Consider the following 17,574-nt stretch of genomic DNA (forward strand, 5'->3'; position numbering starts at 1 on the left):
CGGCGGGTGTCGACGAGGACGACGGCGCCGATGGCGCCGCGGACCAGGTCGTCCCACATGAACCAGAAGCGGTCCTGGCCGGGCGTGCCGAACAGGTACAGGATCAGGTCCTGGTCCAAGGTGATGCGGCCGAAGTCCATGGCCACCGTCGTGGTGGTCTTGTCCGGCGCGTGCGTCAAGTCGTCGATCCCCGCCGAGGCGGAGGTCATCACGGCTTCGGTGCGCAGCGGGTTGATCTCCGAGACCGCGCCGACGAAGGTCGTCTTGCCCACGCCGAAGCCTCCCGCCACCACGATCTTCGCGGAGGTGGTGGAGCGGGCAGGTGGCTCGCCGCTAGAGCTTCCGAAGTCCACTGAGCACCCTTTCGAGCAGTGTCACGTCAGGCTGGCCGCCGGCGGACTCGTCGCCGCCGGGCTGATGGATGGCGACGAGCCCGGCCTCTGCCAAGTCGGCAACGAGGATGCGGGCCACGCCGAGGGGGATGGTGAGGAGTGCGGAGATCTCGGCGACCGACTTGATCTCGCGGCACAGGTGGCAGATGCGCTGGTGTTCCGGCAACTGCCCGTGGAGCTGGGCGGGCTGGGCCGTGGTGTGCACCAGCGCCTCTATGGCGAGCTGGTAGCGCGGCCGGGTCCGGCCGCCGGTCATGGCGTACGGCCTGACCAGCGGGGCGTCCCCGTCGCCCGCGGCCGACGGGGGCTCCGGCGCGTACCACGCCGGTTCCATCGGCTCGATACGGGCGGCCGACGGCCCCGAGGGGGCGGCAGGCGCGGCGGGCGCGGCCGATTCGTAGGGCGCGTACGCGCCCCGCTGCTCCGGCTGCTGCCACTGCCGCTGGCGGTCCAGGCGCTGCGGCCGCTGCGACTCGGGCTGTCGCGGGGGCTCCGGCGGGGCCTGGCGGCTCGGTGCGGAGGGGAAGTTGAAGCGCTTCAGCGGGGGCTCACCCTGCTGGCCATTGCCGTACGGGTATCCGCCGGGGGGCGTTGCCACGTCTTCCTCCTCCAACTTGCCTTATCGCTGCGGGGTCGCGCCACCGAACTTTAAGGCTCGGTGGCGCGAAACGCACTGCCTGTCTGCTAGTTCAGCAGGCTGCCCTGCAATTCGGCGCGGAGGTCGGGGGTGAGCACACTGCCGGTCCGGTCGACGAGCAGGGCCATTTCGTAGCCGACGAGGCCGATGTCGCACTCGGGGTGTGCGAGCACGGCCAGGGAGGATCCGTCGGACACGGACATGATGAAGAGGAAGCCGCGCTCCATCTCCACCACGGTCTGGTTGACGCTGCCGCCCTCGAAGATCCGGGAGGCCCCGGCGGTGAGGGAGGTCAGGCCGGAGGCGACGGCCGCCAACTGGTCGGCGCGGTCGCGCGGAAAGCCTTCGGACATCGCCAATAGCAGTCCGTCGGCGGAGACCACGACCGTGTGGGAGACCCCTGGGGTGTTGTCCACGAAACCGGTGATCAACCAGTTCAGGTTCTGCGCCGCCTGGCTCATCGGGCTCACACTAACGCTCCTGATCGTAGGTGCTGCCGGGGCCGAAGCCCTGTCGGTCATTGTGCTCGGGGGAGCCGCTGTCGGTCCCCGCGTCGGGCCCTTGCTGGACACCGCGGCCCTGCTGGACGCCGCGGCGCAGATTGCTCAGCCTGCCGCGGATGTCCTCGGGGGCGCGGGACAGCTGGGGGCCGCCCTGCGGTGTCTGCTCCGCGGTGCCCTCGACGAGGTTCGCCTTGGGCACCCGCCGGGGCAGACCGGAGGGGGTGACTCCGCCGGCCTTCGGCTCCCGGAGCCGCTCGGCCTTCTGCCAGCGCTCGTCGTTCGCCGATTGCCAGTCGGTGGCCTCTCCCTGCGGAGGCTGCTCCGGCTCCCCTGCCGTTTCCTCGGGCTGCTGCCACTGCGTGCCGCCGCGCGGAAAGCCGGCGCCGGTCATCGGGTGGGAGCCGCTCGGGGAAACGCCCGGATGGTCAAACTCTACGCGCTCCCGCGCTGCCGCGTCAGCGTCGGACGAGGGCTCCGATTCCCTTCCGTAACCCTCGTCATACGCAGCCCCATACGACCCTGACTCGCTCCACTCGCCCTGGTGAGCGGGGTGCTGAGGCTCCTCGAAGGCCGATACCGCGGGGCCCGCCGATCCCTCGAAAGGGGATTCCGGATACGCCGAGGGCTGCTCGGGGGAGGGGCTGTACGACTGCGTGTGCGACGGGCTGTGCGAAGGCTCGTACGGCTGCTCGGGACGCTCGTACGACTGGTCGTGCTGCTGCCCGTGCGGCTGGTCGTACGGCCGGTCGTCGGCGAGCGGCGACCGCTCCTCCGCCGCCGGGCCGTCCGCCGCCGGGGCCTCGTGCGGCGCGCCCGCCGCCGCCTCGTCGCCGCCACCGCCGCGCGTGATCGCGTCCGGCAGCATCACCAGCGAGGTGGTGCCGCCCTGTTCGCCCGAGGGGCGCAGCTGGACGCGGATGCCGTGCCGCTCCGAGAGCCGGCCGACCACGAACAGCCCCATCCGCTGGGAGACCGCGACGTCGACGCGCGGCGGGTTGGCGAGCCGGTGGTTGATGTCCGCGAAGTCCTCGGCGGTCAGGCCGATGCCCTGGTCGTGTATCTCGACCATGACGCGGCCGTCCGGCAGCCGCGTCGCCGTCACCGCGACCCTCGTCTGCGGCGAGGAGAACGCGGTGGCGTTCTCCAGCAGCTCCGCGAGCAGATGCACGAGGTCGGCCACGGCCGCGCCGTGGATCTCGCACTCCGCGACACCGGTCAGCTCGATCCGCGCGTACGACTCCACTTCGGAGGAGGCGGCGCGCAGGACGTCCACGAGCGGCACCGGCCGGTCCCAACGGCGGCTCGGCTCCTCGCCGGAGAGGACGAGCAGGTTCTCGCCGTTGCGGCGCATCCGGGTGGCCAGGTGGTCGAGCCGGAAGAGGCTCTCCAGCCGCGCCGGATCGGCCTCGCCGCTCTCCAGGCCGGAGATCAGCGCGAGCTGACTGTCGATCAGGCCCTGGTTGCGGCGCGAGAGGTTGGTGAAGATGGTGTCGACGTCGGACCGCAGCAGCGCCTGTTCGGCGGCGAGCCGCACGGCCTCGCGGTGCACCTGGTCGAAGGCGCGGGCCACCTCGCCGATCTCGTCGCGCGTGGTGATCGGGATGGGCGTCACCCGCGTGTCCACCCGGCCCGGTTCCGTACGCGAGAGCTGGTCGACCATGGCCGGCAGCCGCTGTTCGGCGATCTCGAAGGCGGCGCCGCGCAGCCGCCGCATCGAGCGGCTCATCGAACGGGCCGTCAGACCGGCGATCACGAAGGCGAGAAGGAGGGCGAGCACGACGACGGCGCCGCTGACGATCGCGTCGCGCTCGGCGTCCGAGGACGCCTGCCGCGACGCGGACAGCGCCTCGTCGACCAGCCCCTGCTCGATCGACCGGTAGGCGTCGAACGTCCGCGTCGAGGTGTCGAACCACGCCGTGGGCGTGATCCCCGCGTCCCCCGCCCGCTCGGCCGCGATGGCGTCGGCCATCTTGTCCTGCTCGTCGGTCCTGGCCTTGCGGGCGAGCGTGTTCCGCAGCCGCTCCGCGTCGTCCTCGGAGGCGCCGGAGGTGTACTCGCCGAGCGCGATCCGCTCCAGGTACGCGTACGAGCCGAAGGCCGTCAGCTGCGCCTTGCGGTCCTTGGCCGTCGGGCCGGGCTTCACCAGCAGGTGGACGCCGATGGAGCGCTGGAGGGACTCGGCGGCCTTGGCCAGCGAGATCGCGTGGACGGTACGGCCGTAGGAGGTGATGTCGCCGGTGTGCGGGCCCAGTTCGTTCGCGAACTCCATGAGCGGGCGCTGGACGGCCGTGTAGCCCTCCTCGGTACGCACCCCGCCCGCGGCGGCTCCGCGGTACGCGGACTCGCGCACCTTCGGCAGCGCCTTCTCGGCCTCGGCGAACGCCTTGAGGCGGCGCTTGAGACCGGGGGTGTCCGGCAGGTCCGCGGCGCGCCGGTCGAAGACCTTCTTCGCGGCGTCCGTCGCGTTCCGCGCCTTCTTGACCGCCGGGTCGTCGCTCTCGCCGGTCAGCAGCGGCTCCGCGGTGCGGTCCCGCTCGTCGATCAGCGCCTGCCCGTACGCGGTCGCTGCCTGTACGAGCCGGGCGGTGCGCTCCGCGTCCCGCGCCGAGCGCCATGTGTCCAGCGACGACTTGACGTCGAGGCCCCCGAGGCAGAGGGCGACGAGCACGGGTATGAGCAGGATCGCGGTCAGCCGGGTGGCGACGCGCCAGTTGCGGGGCGAGCGGCGGCTGCCGGACACGGGGGGCTCGGGCGCGTCGGCATACGATGCGGCCGCGCGCGGCGGCGGGGTGAAGTTCCCCCGCGCCTGCTCGGCGGCGCTCGTTCTGCTTCGCGTCAACTCGTTAACCCCTCGGCGTCGGCACCCGCTCGGTGCCGGTATCCACCTGAGCCATTACCGCTCAGGTCCGGGAATTCCAGCACGTCAGGCGGGTGCATTCCAAACACCGGGGGCGACGGTGCGAGGGCTGGAAATGTCCAACATAAAACGGGCATTAAGAGCGAGCGACGCCAAATGGCGGGGAAAACGTATGCGGAGCGCAATCGGCCGGACGCGACCCGTAGTCGCGCCCGGCCAATTCTCTGTCGAAACGTTATGAATACGGCAACGTGCTGTAACGCGCCGGACGGCCCGCCCGGAGCCGTTCCCGACGGCCCCGTGACGGCCTGTGCAACTGCCGTTCGCGCGCCGCTACTTGAGCCGCGCCATCAGCGCGTGCTCGACGAGCGTGATGAGCGCGCTCTTCGTCTCGCCGCGCTGCCGGGCGTCCGTGGTGATGATGGGCGCGTCCGGGCCGATCTGGAGTGCTTCGCGGACTTCTTCGGGGGTGTAGGGCTGGTGTCCGTCGAAGCCGTTGAGGGCGATGACGAAGGGCAGTCCGCTGTTCTCGAAGTAGTCGACGGCGGGGAAGCAGTCGGCGAGGCGGCGGGTGTCGACGAGGACGACGGCGCCGATGGCGCCGCGGACCAGGTCGTCCCACATGAACCAGAAGCGGTCCTGGCCGGGCGTGCCGAACAGATACAGGATCAGATCGTCATCGAGCGTGATGCGGCCGAAATCCATCGCGACCGTGGTGGTCGTCTTGTCCTGCACATGGCTGAGATCGTCGATCCCCGCCGAGGCGGAGGTCATCACGGCCTCGGTGCGCAGCGGATTGATCTCCGAGACCGCGCCCACGAAGGTCGTCTTGCCCACGCCGAAGCCTCCCGCCACCACGATCTTCGCGGAGGTGGTGGAGCGGGCGGGTGCGGGCGACCCGCCGCTAGAGCTTCCGAAGTCCACTGAGCACCCTTTCGAGCAGTGTCACATCCGGCGTCCCGCCGGACTCGCCGCTGCCGCCCGGCTGGTGGATCGCCACCATGCCGGCCTCCGCCAGGTCCGCGACCAGGATCCGGGCCACGCCGAGCGGCATGCTCAGCAGCGCGGAGATCTCCGCCACCGACTTGACCTCGCGGCACAGGTGGCAGATCCGCTGGTGCTCGGGGAGCAGACCCTGCAGGTGGGCGGGGTCGGCCGTGGAGCTGACCAGCGCCTCGATGGCGAGCTGGTAACGCGGCCGGGTCCGGCCTCCCGTCATGGCGTAGGGGCGGACCAGCGGCTGGTCGCCTTCGTTCCCGTACGGCGCGTGGTGAGAGGCGCCGTACGGGCCGGGCGAGACGGGCGGGGTCATTGATCCTCCGGGCGGGACAGCAGGATGGCAATAATGCCGTCGAGCGGGGGCCGGTGGGGGCTTTTCGGCCGTACGGTCGGACGGACGGACGGTTGGCGGACGGTCAATTGAGCAGGCTGCCCTGCAATTCGGCACGGAGATCGGGCGTCAGGACAGTGCCCGCCCGGTCGACGAGCAGGGCCATTTCGTAGCCGACGAGGCCGATGTCGCACTCGGGGTGTGCGAGCACGGCCAGCGAAGAACCGTCGGACACGGACATGATGAAGAGGAAGCCGCGCTCCATCTCCACCACGGTCTGGTTGACGCTGCCGCCCTCGAAGATCCGGGAGGCCCCGGCCGTGAGGGAGGTCAGGCCGGAGGCGACCGCGGCCAACTGGTCGGCGCGGTCGCGCGGGAAGCCTTCGGACATCGCCAGTAGCAGTCCGTCGGCGGAGACCACCACCGTGTGGGACACCCCCGGGGTGTTGTCCACGAAGTTGGTGATCAACCAGTTCAGGTTCTGCGCCGCCTGGCTCATCGGACTCAACTAACGCTCCTGCTGGTAAGTGGGGTCAATGCCGTGGTTGCCGGTGGTCTGGCCGTTGCCGGCCTGACGCCCCTGCTGGATACCGCGGCGAAGATTGGTCAGCCGCCCGCGCACGTCGTCCGGCGCCCGGGAGACCTGCGGACCGGTCGGATGGGACTGCTGCTGCGCGGTCCCCTCCACGAGATTCGCCCGCGGCACGCGCCGCGGCAGCCCGGACGAGGTGATGCCGCCCGCGGCCGGTTCGCGTATCTGCTCGGCCCGCCGCCAGCGCTCGTCGTTGGGCGAGCTGCGCCAGCTGTCGGTGGGGGCCGCCGGTTCCATACCCGGGCCCTGGCCCTGAGGCTGACCCTGGTCCTGCCCCGGCATCGGCTGCTGGAACGGATCCTGCGGCTCGCGCCGCGGCAGGCCCGGCGCCGGCGTCTGCGGCGCGGGCTGCGACGGCACGGAACCGGCGCTCTCGCGGGAACCGCTGAACCAGTCCGTCTCCAGCGCCTCGAACAGCGGCGTCCGCCCGTCCCCGGGCCCGGCGGGAGGCAGCGCGCCCTCCTGCGAGGGGACGGAGAACTCGCCGCTGTGCCCCTCGTGCTGCGCACCGCCGCCCGGCTGCCCACCGCGAACCGGCAGCGGGCCCTGCGGGAACTGGCCGGTGTCGGAGGGGTCGCCCGGCTGTCCGGGCTGACCCGGCTGCGCGTACTCGCCGGTGTCGCCGCGTCCGTCACGGCCGGGCTGTGCGTACTCGCCCGTGTCGCCCGGCCCGCCGATGCGCGGGAACTGCGAGGTCTCGCCGGGACCGCTGCCGCCCTGGCCGAGCGGCTGCGCGAACTGACCGGTGTCGTTGCGGCCGGGCTGACCCGGCTGCGGGAACTGGCCGGTGTCGCCGCGTGCGTCGCGGCCGGGCTGTGCGTACTCGCCGGTGTCGCCGGGCCCGCCGATGCGCGGGAACTGCGAAGTCTCGCCGGGACCGTTGTCGAACGGGCCGGGCTGGGCGAACTGGCCGGTGTCGTTACGCGCGCCCTGACCGGGCTGCGCGAACTGACCCGTGCCCTGGGAGCCGTCACGGCCACCGGGCTGTGCGTACTCGCCGGTGTCGCCGGGCCCGCCGATGCGCGGGAACTGCGCGGTGTCGCCGGGACCGTTGCCGCCCTGGCCGACGGGCTGACCCGGCTGGCCGAACTGTCCCGTGTCACCGGAACCGCCGCGCCCGCCCTGACCGGGCTGCGCGAACTGCCCCGTGTCACCGGAACCGCCGCGGCCCGGCTGCGGGAAGTCGCCCGTGTCGCCGGAAGCACCGCTGCGGCCGGCCAGAGGCGCGCCGGCGCCGTCCGTGCCGCTCGGCGTGCGGTTGCCCGGACGGCCGAAGGCGGACGGGGAGTCCACGTCCTCATGGCCGCGCGGGCTGTCCTGCCCGCCGCGCGGGGAGCCGTCGTCGGTGAGGGGCCAGTCGTCCACGGGGGACGACGTGCCGGAACGCTGGTCGCTGTCGCTGCCCCAACTCGTGGCGGGCTGCCGGGAGCCGCGGCCGGCGAGGCCCTCGGAGGGGCCGCCGGGGAGCTCGCCCGCGGGGCCGCGGGGCGGGAGCTGCGGGCGGCGGGCACGGTCGCCGGAACCGGGCGCGCCGGTCGGCGGGGCGACGGAGGGGTTCGGCGCCTTGCCGCGCGGCTGGATCGCCGGGCGCCCGTCGGGCCGGGTGCTCATCCGGTCCGTACCGGAGGGGCGCGGGGCGCCGCTGTCGAAGAGGCTGGCGCCGCCCGACGGGGGCGCGGCCGGGGCGAGGCCCGCGCCGACGGGCCGGGTCGGCAGACCGCTCTCGGTGGTGCTGGGGCGGCTGGGCTGGTCGCCCTGACCGGGGCCCTGACCACCCTGGCCGGGCCGGCCAGGCCGGCCGCCCTGACCTGCGGGTCCGCCCTTGCCCGGCAGCGCCGGACGCGGTCCCGGGGCCGGCACCTGACGGCGGGGCGCTCCGGGGTCGGCGAGACCGGGGGGCGTGCTGCCGCCGCCGGCGGCGGGGGCCGCCGCGCCGGGCGCGTTGCTCGGCATCGGCTTCTTGCCGCCCTGGGCGACGTCGACCGGCAGCATGACGAGCGCGGTGGTGCCGCCCGAGTCGGACGGCCGCAGCTGGATGCGGATGCCGTGGCGCAGGGAGAGGCGGCCGACCACGAAGAGGCCCATGCGCCGGGAGACGGAGACGTCCACCGTCGGCGGGCTGGCGAGCCGCTCGTTGATCGCGGCGAGGTCCTCGGGCGACAGGCCGATGCCGGTGTCGTGGATCTCGACGAGGACGCGCCCGTCGGGCAGCGCGTGACCGGTGACCTTGACCTTGGTCTGCGGGGACGAGAACGACGTGGCGTTCTCCAGCAGCTCGGCGAGGAGGTGCACGAGGTCGTTGACGACCCGGCCGGCGACCTCGGTCGGCGGCACCCCGCTGAGTTCGATGCGCTCGTACTGCTCCACCTCGGACGCGGCGGCGCGCAGCACGTCGACGAGGGGGACGGGCCGCGTCCAGCGGCGGCCCGGCTCCTCGCCCGCGAGGACGAGGAGGTTTTCGCCGTTCCGGCGCATACGGGTCGCGAGGTGGTCCAGCTTGAACAGCGAGGAGAGCTGGTCCGGGTCGGCCTCGCGGCTCTCCAGCTCGGAGATGAGCGAGAGCTGGCGCTGGATGAGGCCCTGGCTGCGGCGCGAGAGGTTGGTGAACATCGCGTTGACGTTGCCCCGCAGCATGGCCTGCTCGGAGGCGAGACGGACGGCCTCGCGGTGCACGTCGTCGAAGGCCGCGGCCACCTTGCCGATCTCGTCCCGGCTGTGCACGCCGACGGACTCGACGGAGGTGTCCACGTCCTGCGGGTCGATCTCGGAGAGCTGCTTGACCAGCTCGGGCAGCCGCTCCTGGGCGACCGTCTGCGCGGTGTCCTGGAGCCGGCGCAGCGAACGCACCATGGAGCGCGCCACGACGAACGCGCCGACCAGCGAGATGCCCAGGACCAGCACGATCAGCGCACTGTTGAGGATCGCGTCCTGCTGGGAGTCGGCGCGCAGCTCGCGCGCCTTCTGGTCCATCTGCGTCAGCAGCGTCTGCTCGATCTTGGACATCTCTTCGAGCTTGACGCTGTCCTGGTCGTACCAGTCGCGGTACGAGGTCTTCTCGCCCTTGATGCCGTCCTGCTGGCCGAGCCAGCGGTCCGCGTTGGTGTTCGCGGTGGTGATCTCGGTCTGGCCGCCGTTGAGCGCCCGCATCAGCTCCTTGGTGGAGTCACCGGAGCGGATGGCGGTGAACCGGCGCAGCGACTCTTCCTCGCTGTCCAGGGCCGACTTGCCGTACTGGCGGTCGTTCTCGGAGAGGTGCGGGCCGCCCTTGGGGTTGGCGAGCGCGGCGCTGAGCACGGCGCGCTGGATGGACGCGTACTCCTTGGCGGAGGAGAACGTGGCGAGCGCGCGCGTGCTCGTGATCATCTCGGGGTTGCTGGTCGCCTGCGCCATGTCCTGGGAGAGCGACAGCAGCGAGGTGATCAGCGCGTCGTAGTTGCCGACGGTCCGGGAGATGTAGTCCTTGTCGTCGTACGCGGCGGCGCGGATGTCCTTGATCTTGCCGAGCTGCTTGGAGATGTCGACGAGCGTGCTCCGGACGCCGACCATCGACGGGTCCTCGGGCTTGACCTTGTCCGTGGCCTGCTTGAACGCCTGGACCGCCTGGTCGGTCTGCTGCCGCGGCGCGACGACGCCCTGGTCGTCCTTCTTGTCCCCACCGGTCAGCGGGCCCGCGGACTTGTCCCGCTCCTCCTGGAGCTTGTCGGCGAGCCGGGTGGCCTGCTGCGTCATCTCGGTGAGCAGCTTCATGTGGTCGAGCTGGTCGATCTTCTCCAGCGAGTCCTGGATGCGGAGCGCGCCCAGGGTCGTCGCGGCGACCACGGGGAGGGCCAGCAGGGAGACCAGTCGGGTACTGATGCGCCAGTTGCGCAGGGCAATGCGTGGGCCGGGGCCGGTCTGCTTCTTCGCCTTCGGCCGCTCGGACGGCTCGCCGCCACTCGGCGCGTCGGCAGCCGCACCGGCAGCTCCGCGGTCGGTCGAACCGCGTGGCTCCGGCTCCGCCGCGGCGTTGCCATCTCTCTTGAAACGTCCCTGCACTAGCGTCGCAACCTCTGGACCAGGCGTCCCTCCGCGAGCGGCGGAACGGTGTCGAGTCGTGGGGGACCGCGCGGCCCCCCATGGCGGTCGTGAGTTCCGGCGCGCCACCCCTCATTCCGACCGCCGCTTCGGCGCTCTTCTGCGCCCATCGCGCGCCGGATGATTCGTACGGCGGTCCGTGGAATTCCAGCACAGTGCAGGATCTCCAACAAGAGCAGCAGTCGTGCAGACGATGTGAGTAACGCTATGTGCGGTGCATGTCACCAGTTGTGCAAAGTCGCGTCCGCGATTTCGGACTTATAGGTGCGAATTACTCGTGCGCGGCGCCTGTCCCGGTAGCGGCGATCGGGAGCGGAACGTCAGCTTCGGTGGTGCAATGTCCGTTTCGCGGGGGTGGGGGTGCTGCCTCTTATGTGGCTTTTGTCATAGAGCTCGTGAGGAAACTCACATGCTTGTCGTGACTTTCCTCGCGGATCAGTGGGGATAGGGGTGCCTAGCCTTGACGTTTACACAGGCAACGGAAACGACAACCGCGAGGCGGCCCGAGTGAAGAAGACGATGATGTTCCGGAACATAGCCAACCCGCGCCGCACGACCCTCGCGCACCTCAAGGACGCCGAGGAGCTGCTGACGCCGGCGGCGGAAGCGCCGGAGCACTCCGTCGAACTGCCCACGCAGACGGCCAACCCGCGCCGCACGACGCTGGCGAACGCGCCCAAGGACTGAGGCCGGGAAGATCTGCCGGCCCAGAAGGGCTACCGGACCAGAAGGCCCGCCGGAATCAGCGCCCGGAACCAGGGCGAAGGACCGCCGGACCGGCAAGAGGCGGGACGAGACGGTGAAGAGACCGGAAGAGACCGGACGTGATCCCCCCGCCGCGGATCCACGCCACGGCCGCCCGCGCCGGAAAGCGGCCGGAGCCCCGCCGCACCCCGCGTTAGCCTGGAGCGTCAGTCTCCGGCCCGCGAATGGCCGGCGGATTCCGAGCAGTGAAAGTGAAGGGGTAGCGGCTTCCCGTGCGCATCGCCAGGTTCTCCATCGACGGAAACGTCGCCTTCGGCGTCGTAGAAGGAGATGTCGAAGAAGCCAGGGCAGGGACCGCCGAAGGCGGCCCGGTCCTCGACATCATCAAGGGACACCCCTTCGCCGAGTTCGAACGCTCCGGCCAGAAGGTCCCGCTCAGCAAGGTCCGGCTGCTGCCGCCCGTGCTCCCCAACAAGGTCGTCGCGTTCGGCCGCAACTACGCCGAGCACGCGGCCGAGCTGGGCAACGCCGTCCCCGACGCGCCGTTCGCCTTCTTCAAGCCGTCCACCTCGGTGATCGGCCCCGGCGACCCCATCGCGTACCCCTCCTTCTCCGCGGAGGTGCACCACGAGGCCGAGCTGGCCGTGGTCATCGGCCGCATGTGCCGCGAGGTGCCGCGGGAGCGCGTCAAGGACGTCATCCTCGGCTACACCTGCGCCAACGACATCACCGCGCGCGACGTCCAGAAGCGCGAGAAGCAGTGGGCGCGGGCCAAGGGCTTCGACACCTCCTGCCCGCTGGGCCCGTGGGTGGAGACCGAGCTGGACCCGTCGGACCTCGGGATCATGTGCACCGTCAACGGCGAACAGCGCCAGCTGGGCCGCACGGGCGAGATGATCCACTCCATTGAGGACCTGATCGTCAACATCACCGAGGCGATGACGCTGCTCCCCGGCGACGTCGTCCTCACCGGCACCCCGGCGGGTGTCGGACCCATCAGCGTCGGCGACGAGGTCGCCGTCACCATCGAAGGCATCGGCACTCTCACCAATAAGGTGATCAAGCGTGGTTAGCGCAACCCCCTCTTCCGTGCGTGTTCGTTTCTGTCCCTCGCCGACCGGCAACCCCCACGTGGGTCTGGTCCGCACCGCCCTCTTCAACTGGGCGTTCGCGCGTCACCACAAGGGCACCCTGGTCTTCCGCATCGAGGACACCGACGCGGCCCGCGACTCCGAGGAGTCGTACGAGCAGCTGCTCGGCGCGATGCGCTGGCTGGGCTTCGACTGGGACGAGGGCCCCGAGGTCGGCGGCCCGCACGAGCCGTACCGGCAGTCGCAGCGGATGGACATCTACCGCGACGTCGCGAAGAAGCTCAAGGACGCAGGCCACGCGTACGACTGCTACTGCACCACCGAGGAGCTCGAAGCGCGCCGCGAGGCGGCTCGCGCGGCGGGCAAGCCGTCCGGCTACGACGGCGCGTGCCGCGACCTGAGCGCCGAGCAGAAGGCGGCGTACGAGGCCGAGGGGCGGAGTCACATCGTCCGCTTCCGTATGCCGGACGAGACGATCACCTTCACGGACCTGGTGCGCGGGGAGCTGACGTTCACCCCGGAGAACGTGCCGGACTACGGGATCGTACGGGCCAACGGCGCGCCCCTCTACACGCTGGTCAACCCGGTCGACGACGCGCTGATGGAGATCACCCACGTGCTGCGCGGCGAGGACCTGCTGTCCTCGACCCCGCGCCAGATCGCGCTCTACAAGGCGCTGACGGACCTTGGCATCGCGAAGACGACGCCGGAGTTCGGGCACCTCCCGTACGTCATGGGCGAGGGCAACAAGAAGCTCTCCAAGCGCGACCCACAGGCGTCCCTGAACCTCTACCGCGAGCGCGGCTTCCTGCCGGAGGGGCTGCTCAACTACCTCTCGCTGCTCGGCTGGTCCTTCTCCGCCGACCAGGACGTCTTCTCGATCGAGGAGATGGTGGCGAAGTTCGAGATCGAGGACGTCAACGCCAATCCGGCCCGCTTCGACCTGAAGAAGGCCGAGGCGATCAACGCCGACCACATCCGGCAGCTGGACCCGGCGGCCTTCGCCGCGGCCTGCGCGCCGTGGCTGGAGGCCCCGCACGCCAACTGGGCGCCCGAGGACTTCGACCAGGCCGCCTGGGAGGCGATCGCGCCGTACGCGCAGACGCGGGTCACGGTCCTCTCCGACATCACGGCCAACGTCGACTTCCTCTTCCGTCAGACGCCGGTCGAGGACGAGGCGTCCTGGAACAAGGCGATGAAGGAGGGCTCCGACGCCCTGCTGCGCACGGCCCGCGCCAAGCTCGCCGACGCGGACTGGAGCAGCGCCGACGCCCTCAAGGAAGCCGTCCTGGCCGCCGGCGAGGAGCACGGCCTCAAACTCGGCAAGGCCCAGGCCCCGGTCCGCGTAGCCGTAACCGGCCGCACCGTCGGCCTCCCCCTCTTCGAATCCCTCCAAATCCTCGGCCGCGACCGCACGCTCCCGCGCATCGACGCGGCGTTGGCCAAACTGACGGCCTGACCCCGCGCCCACACGCACGGGCCCGGAAGCCACCCCGGCTTCCGGGCCCGCGTGCGTACGGGGACCGGGATCAGAGCACCACCAGACCGACGACGGACACGTCGCCCCGATCACTCAACAGCCCGGTCCGCGTACCTGAACGCATACGCACTCACGGACACCTTCCCGCGCCCACGGGGTTGTTGTCGGCGTCGTAGGCGTTGCCCTCCGCGTCCCGGAAGACCATGCCCTCGGTGTCCCCCTCCGCCATGCGCTTGACGGTCTGTTCCACCTCGTCCAGGTACCCCGGAGTGGCACAGGCGCAGGCGAAGGGGAACCACTTGTCCAACACATCGTCCAGCGCCGCCTGATCGAAGTCGGCAGCGGCACTGAGCCACTCCTGCTCGAACCCCTGCAACCAGTCGGGCCGCCGCTCCAACGCCGTACGGATGGCTTCCGGCGTTCTCTCACAGGAGTCCGGGTCGACTTCGCCCGATGGTTCACTCAACGCGACCACTCGCGTACGCGACGGGACCGGCCCACACGACACTGCCCACGCTGCCCGGACGCAGAGAGATCAACTGAGCCGCCCGCTCGGGCCTCCGCAGCGACATCCGAAACCCGGCACCCGCAGAGGCGACGTGAGCACTCCCGTCCTCATACGCGAGCCCCCACGCGGCGACGTGAGCGTCCCGCTCTCCTTCTGCGGTGGCGTACTCCTCGACTACGGCGAAGAGGCGGGGGGCGGTGGCATTGACGAGGGCGTGGATCTCCTCGTCGAAGCCGTCGGGGGGATCGGGGAGGGGTGGGCGCGAGGATACGGTGGTCACGGTAAGACTCCTCTCTGTCACTGGAGTTGCTGTGCTAGAACGATACGCATCAGCGCATAGAACTATGCTTTAACTCTGGGAAGCTATATGTATTTCGCTCGAGTGGGGGACGGATCAGTTCCCTGTGCGATCGCAGGAGGGAGGGGTTGTGGCAGTCAGTGGTCCGCCCACGCTGCGGCAGCGTCGTCTGGGTGCCGAGCTGCGCAAACTGCGTGAACGAGCAGGGTTGAGCTCGACCGCAGGAGCCGCGCACATCGGTGTGCAACAGGCCCGCATGAGCATGATCGAGGCCGGCAGGCATGGCGTCAGCGCCGACCGCGTAAGAGCGTTGGCAAGCGCTTACGACTGTGATGACAACGGCCTGGTCGAGGCCCTGGCCGCCATGACTGGGCGCCGCGGTCGCGGTTGGTGGGACGAGTACCGCGAGTTGCTCCCCGCCGCCTTGGTGGGGGTCGCCGAACTTGAGGCGAGTGCCACCGCGCTGCGTGTGGGAGTAGTGGTGACCATGCCGGGGCTGGTCCAGACCGTGGAGCACGCCCGCGCCGCATTCCGCCAGAGCGTCCCGGCGCTGCATCCTCACGAGATCGAGCACCGAGTGTCGTTCCGTGTGAAGCGTCAGGCCGTCCTCTTCGGTCAGCCGCTGACGTCATATACGGCGATCGTGCACGAGGCCGCTCTGCATATGCGCGCCGGTACGCCCGAGGTTATGCGTGATCAGCTTCGCCACTTGATCGAGATGAGCGAACGCGAGAACGTCGACATCTTCGTCGTGCCCTTCGACCGTGTGGACTTTCCTGCCTCGGGGCAGCCGATCACCTATGCGTGCGGAGCGGTTCCGCAGCTGGACACCGTCCTCCTGGACTCCGACCACGGGTGCGATTTTCTGGACGCCGAGGCGCAACTGGGACGCTATCGATCGGTCCTCGACCGGATGGAGTCGTGCGCACTGTCCGCGGGCAAGAGCCGTGACTTCATGCATCGCGTGGCCAAGGATCTCTGAAGGAGCGAGAGTGAACGCGTACGTCTGGCAGAAGTCCTCGTACAGCACGGAGGGGGCCAACTGCGTCAATGTCGCGGCCGCCCTGGACGGCACGATTCGCCTCCGGGAGAGCGACGTCCCCGAGGCGGTCCTGTCCATAGCCTCGGGCACGTTGCGAGAGTTCTTCGCCGCGATCAAGAGTGACCGGCTGGGTGGTGAGCTGTCCCGGTAGGGGTCACGTAGTACTCACCGAAAACGGGCGGATATGGCTGAGTAAGCTTCCGACCTGCGGATCTCCGCCCAGCCTTCCACGTTCAACCCCTCGTGATCGTTTATGAGGGGTCAGTCTTCAGTCGGAACCGACGGATCTTGGCGTCGGCGTGCACGGTAGGAGCGGATGCGAGCGCGGTTGAGGCACGTGGTCGAGCAGTAACGGCGGCTTCGTCCGGGCAGGGCGAGATGGGCGTCGAGGCAGTCCTCGCCCTCGCAGGTCCCGATGCGGCGCCAGCCGCCGTGGGCGACGACTTCCATCAGGGTTGTGACGCAGCCGGCCATCACCAGCTTGTCGGGCGCGTTCAGCGATGTCGACCAGCGGGTCCGGGCCTCGTGATCGAGGTACGGAGTGAGTCGTGAGCGGACCAAGAGGTCGTTGATGACCGCCGTCCTCTCCGGAGAGTCCGCCGAGGCGAAGAGGGGCCACAGACGATCGGCGACGCCAATCAGCCGCTCCTCTCCGAGGGCGGTCGCTTCGGGTAGATCGGCCAGGCGGTCGAGGTCGGGATACGGCTCTTCGGTCCTGGCCGCGGCTGCCCGGGGCCGGCTGCCGTACCCGTTCACCAGCTCCACCAGCCAGGCAGCGGGGACAAGAGGCACTGTGGTCACGACTCTCAGACTACTGCGGTAACCGATCCACGCTGTGACACGGTTACTTTAGATGTAACCTCTACGACGTGAGTTGTGGTTACACGGTCGTGCGGACCGTCGTGCCGGCCGCCGCCGAGTTCGACGTCACCGGCCCCGTCTGCCGCCCCCTCGGCGCTCGCCGGAAGACGAAACCTTGACCACTTGCAACGACCTGAGGGTTCTTTTCGCCTGTGCGACCGGTCGTGCAAGAGCGCGCAATGAGCACTCACACGCCCGACGACGAAAAGGAGATTGGCATGGGCTCCAGCAGCGAACACGCCACCGACAGCCCCTTGGGAGCCGCAGGCGCGCTGAGTATCGGACTCGTCGGCGGCGCGGTCAGTGGACTGTTCGGCGGAGGCAGCGGCGTATTCTTCGTGCCCGCCCTCGACCGCTTCGCCCGCCTGCCCCGCGCGGTGGTGCACGGCACGGCGACCACCGCCAACATCGCCGTCTGCGTCGTCGGAGCCGCGGTCTACGCCCTCGCCGGCGGAGCGGTCGATCTCCGCGCCGGAGCCGGGCTGACCATCGGCGGAATCATCGGCGGGTTCTTCGGCACCGACATCGTTTCCCGTCTGCCCGACCGCGTCCTGCGGCTGCTGTTCATCGTCGTGGTCCTCTTCACCGCCGCCAAGCTCTACCTCGACGCCGCCGGTTTCGACCCCCTCGCCGGTCACGCCGCTGTCTCTCCCGCGCTGCTGGCCAGCCTCTGGTTCGTCGTCCCGGTCACCGTGCTCGTCGGCATCGTCATCGGCGCCTGGGCCGCGGCCCTCGGTCTCGGCGGCGGACTGCTCGCCGTCCCCGCGCTCGTCGTGCTCTTCGGGGCCGACCTGCACACCGCCGCCGGAACGTCCCTGCTGTTGTTCGTCCCCAACTCGGTCGTCGGAGCCGTCGTCCACCTGCGCAAGGGCACCGCCTCACCCTCCATCAGCAGGTACCTCAGCCTCGGAGCCGCCCCCGGCGCCGCCGCCGGAGCGCTCCTCGCGCTAGTGCTCAACAGCGTCGTCCTCGGCGTCGTGTTCGCCACCTTCGCCCTCACCATGGGCGTCCGCGAGATCTTCCACCTCGCACGCCGCCGGCAGCCGGCCGCTCACCACACCCCGCCCCGGCGTCCGTCACCGCCGAATCAAGGGCCTGCTGCGCCGCCTTCAGCACCCGGCGCAGCCCCGGGCTTCGCCTGCACCGGCTCCGGCACAGCGCCGCCGCCCACCTCGGAGACGCCGACTGCGTAGATGTCGCGGCC

Annotated in this window: 17 protein-coding genes; 6 read left to right on the forward strand and 11 right to left on the reverse strand. The window is 70.5% G+C overall.

Annotated features, from left to right (window positions below):
- The 8 genes from AB0I49_RS28585 to AB0I49_RS28620 form a co-directional block, all read right to left on the reverse strand.
- On the reverse strand, positions 1-353 hold a 353-nt coding region (locus tag AB0I49_RS28585), incomplete at its 3' end, for an ATP/GTP-binding protein (protein WP_363229999.1).
- Entirely contained in the window at positions 334-990 is a 657-nt protein-coding gene (locus AB0I49_RS28590) for a DUF742 domain-containing protein (RefSeq protein ID WP_363230000.1), read from the reverse strand. The genes AB0I49_RS28590 and AB0I49_RS28585, both read right to left, overlap by 20 nt.
- Positions 991-1,076: 86 nt before the next feature.
- Positions 1,077-1,490 (reverse strand): roadblock/LC7 domain-containing protein, encoded by a 414-nt coding sequence (locus AB0I49_RS28595; RefSeq protein ID WP_030884783.1) that lies wholly within the window; start codon positions 1,488-1,490, stop codon positions 1,077-1,079.
- A 10-nt stretch (positions 1,491-1,500) separates the two neighbouring features.
- The gene (locus AB0I49_RS28600) at positions 1,501-4,371 is read right to left on the reverse strand and encodes a nitrate- and nitrite sensing domain-containing protein (protein WP_363230001.1); all 2,871 of its coding nucleotides are present in this window, start codon (positions 4,369-4,371) and stop codon (positions 1,501-1,503) included.
- 351 nt (positions 4,372-4,722) lie between these two features.
- Positions 4,723-5,313 (reverse strand): ATP/GTP-binding protein, encoded by a 591-nt coding sequence (locus tag AB0I49_RS28605; protein ID WP_363230002.1) that lies wholly within the window; start codon positions 5,311-5,313, stop codon positions 4,723-4,725.
- Positions 5,294-5,701, reverse strand: coding sequence for a DUF742 domain-containing protein (locus tag AB0I49_RS28610; protein ID WP_363230003.1), 408 nt, complete (start codon positions 5,699-5,701; stop codon positions 5,294-5,296). The genes AB0I49_RS28605 and AB0I49_RS28610 overlap by 20 nt, the downstream gene beginning before the upstream one ends.
- A 103-nt stretch (positions 5,702-5,804) precedes the next feature.
- On the reverse strand, positions 5,805-6,218 hold the full coding sequence (locus tag AB0I49_RS28615) for a roadblock/LC7 domain-containing protein (RefSeq protein WP_136742879.1): 414 nt from the start codon (positions 6,216-6,218) through the stop codon (positions 5,805-5,807).
- Positions 6,219-6,227: 9 nt separating this feature from the next.
- Positions 6,228-10,346, reverse strand: a complete 4,119-nt coding sequence (locus AB0I49_RS28620; RefSeq protein ID WP_363230004.1) for a nitrate- and nitrite sensing domain-containing protein — start codon at positions 10,344-10,346, stop codon at positions 6,228-6,230.
- Positions 10,347-10,892: 546 nt separating this feature from the next.
- Between AB0I49_RS28620 and AB0I49_RS28625 the strand changes: the two genes are divergently transcribed.
- The 3 genes from AB0I49_RS28625 (at position 10,893) to gltX (ending at position 13,640) form a co-directional block, all read left to right on the forward strand.
- A complete protein-coding gene (locus tag AB0I49_RS28625) occupies positions 10,893-11,072 on the forward strand; it encodes a hypothetical protein (RefSeq protein WP_363230005.1) in 180 nt (59 codons plus the stop codon).
- Between the two features lie 290 nt (positions 11,073-11,362).
- Positions 11,363-12,163, forward strand: coding sequence for a fumarylacetoacetate hydrolase family protein (locus AB0I49_RS28630; RefSeq protein ID WP_363230006.1), 801 nt, complete (start codon positions 11,363-11,365; stop codon positions 12,161-12,163).
- A complete protein-coding gene (gene gltX, locus AB0I49_RS28635) occupies positions 12,156-13,640 on the forward strand; it encodes a glutamate--tRNA ligase (RefSeq protein ID WP_363230007.1) in 1,485 nt (494 codons plus the stop codon). Before AB0I49_RS28630 ends, gltX begins: the two co-directional genes overlap by 8 nt.
- A gap of 151 nt (positions 13,641-13,791) precedes the next feature.
- Here the strand turns inward: gltX and AB0I49_RS28640 are convergent, their stop codons facing one another.
- Positions 13,792-14,127, reverse strand: coding sequence for a DUF6247 family protein (locus AB0I49_RS28640; RefSeq protein ID WP_363230008.1), 336 nt, complete (start codon positions 14,125-14,127; stop codon positions 13,792-13,794).
- Positions 14,120-14,449: a hypothetical protein gene (locus tag AB0I49_RS28645; protein WP_363230009.1), complete on the reverse strand. Its 330-nt coding sequence runs from the start codon at positions 14,447-14,449 to the stop codon at positions 14,120-14,122. Before AB0I49_RS28645 ends, AB0I49_RS28640 begins: the two co-directional genes overlap by 8 nt.
- Before the next feature lie 148 nt (positions 14,450-14,597).
- Here AB0I49_RS28645 and AB0I49_RS28650 point away from each other — a divergent pair, with 148 nt between their 5' ends.
- On the forward strand, positions 14,598-15,449 hold the full coding sequence (locus AB0I49_RS28650; protein WP_363230010.1) for a helix-turn-helix transcriptional regulator: 852 nt from the start codon (positions 14,598-14,600) through the stop codon (positions 15,447-15,449).
- A 10-nt stretch (positions 15,450-15,459) separates the two neighbouring features.
- Positions 15,460-15,660: a DUF397 domain-containing protein gene (locus tag AB0I49_RS28655; RefSeq protein ID WP_363230011.1), complete on the forward strand. Its 201-nt coding sequence runs from the start codon at positions 15,460-15,462 to the stop codon at positions 15,658-15,660.
- Between the two features lie 110 nt (positions 15,661-15,770).
- Here the strand turns inward: AB0I49_RS28655 and AB0I49_RS28660 are convergent, their stop codons facing one another.
- Positions 15,771-16,310, reverse strand: coding sequence for a CGNR zinc finger domain-containing protein (locus AB0I49_RS28660; RefSeq protein ID WP_363230012.1), 540 nt, complete (start codon positions 16,308-16,310; stop codon positions 15,771-15,773).
- A 278-nt stretch (positions 16,311-16,588) separates the two neighbouring features.
- Between AB0I49_RS28660 and AB0I49_RS28665 the strand changes: the two genes are divergently transcribed.
- Positions 16,589-17,563: a sulfite exporter TauE/SafE family protein gene (locus AB0I49_RS28665; RefSeq protein ID WP_363230013.1), complete on the forward strand. Its 975-nt coding sequence runs from the start codon at positions 16,589-16,591 to the stop codon at positions 17,561-17,563.
- The last annotated feature ends 11 nt before the right edge of the window (positions 17,564-17,574 follow it).

The organism is Streptomyces sp. NPDC050617 (assembly GCF_040654795.1).
Classification (GTDB): domain Bacteria; phylum Actinomycetota; class Actinomycetes; order Streptomycetales; family Streptomycetaceae; genus Streptomyces.

Bases quoted from the DNA above. Each gene is read 5' to 3' on its own strand.
- AB0I49_RS28610 (WP_363230003.1), bottom strand. From the start codon at position 5,701: ATGACCCCGCCCGTCTCGCCCGGCCCGTACGGCGCCTCTCACCACGCG.
- AB0I49_RS28615 (WP_136742879.1), bottom strand. From the start codon at position 6,218: ATGAGCCAGGCGGCGCAGAACCTGAACTGGTTGATCACCAACTTCGTG.
- AB0I49_RS28665 (WP_363230013.1), top strand. From the start codon at position 16,589: ATGGGCTCCAGCAGCGAACACGCCACCGACAGCCCCTTGGGAGCCGCA.
- AB0I49_RS28595 (WP_030884783.1), bottom strand. From the start codon at position 1,490: ATGAGCCAGGCGGCGCAGAACCTGAACTGGTTGATCACCGGTTTCGTG.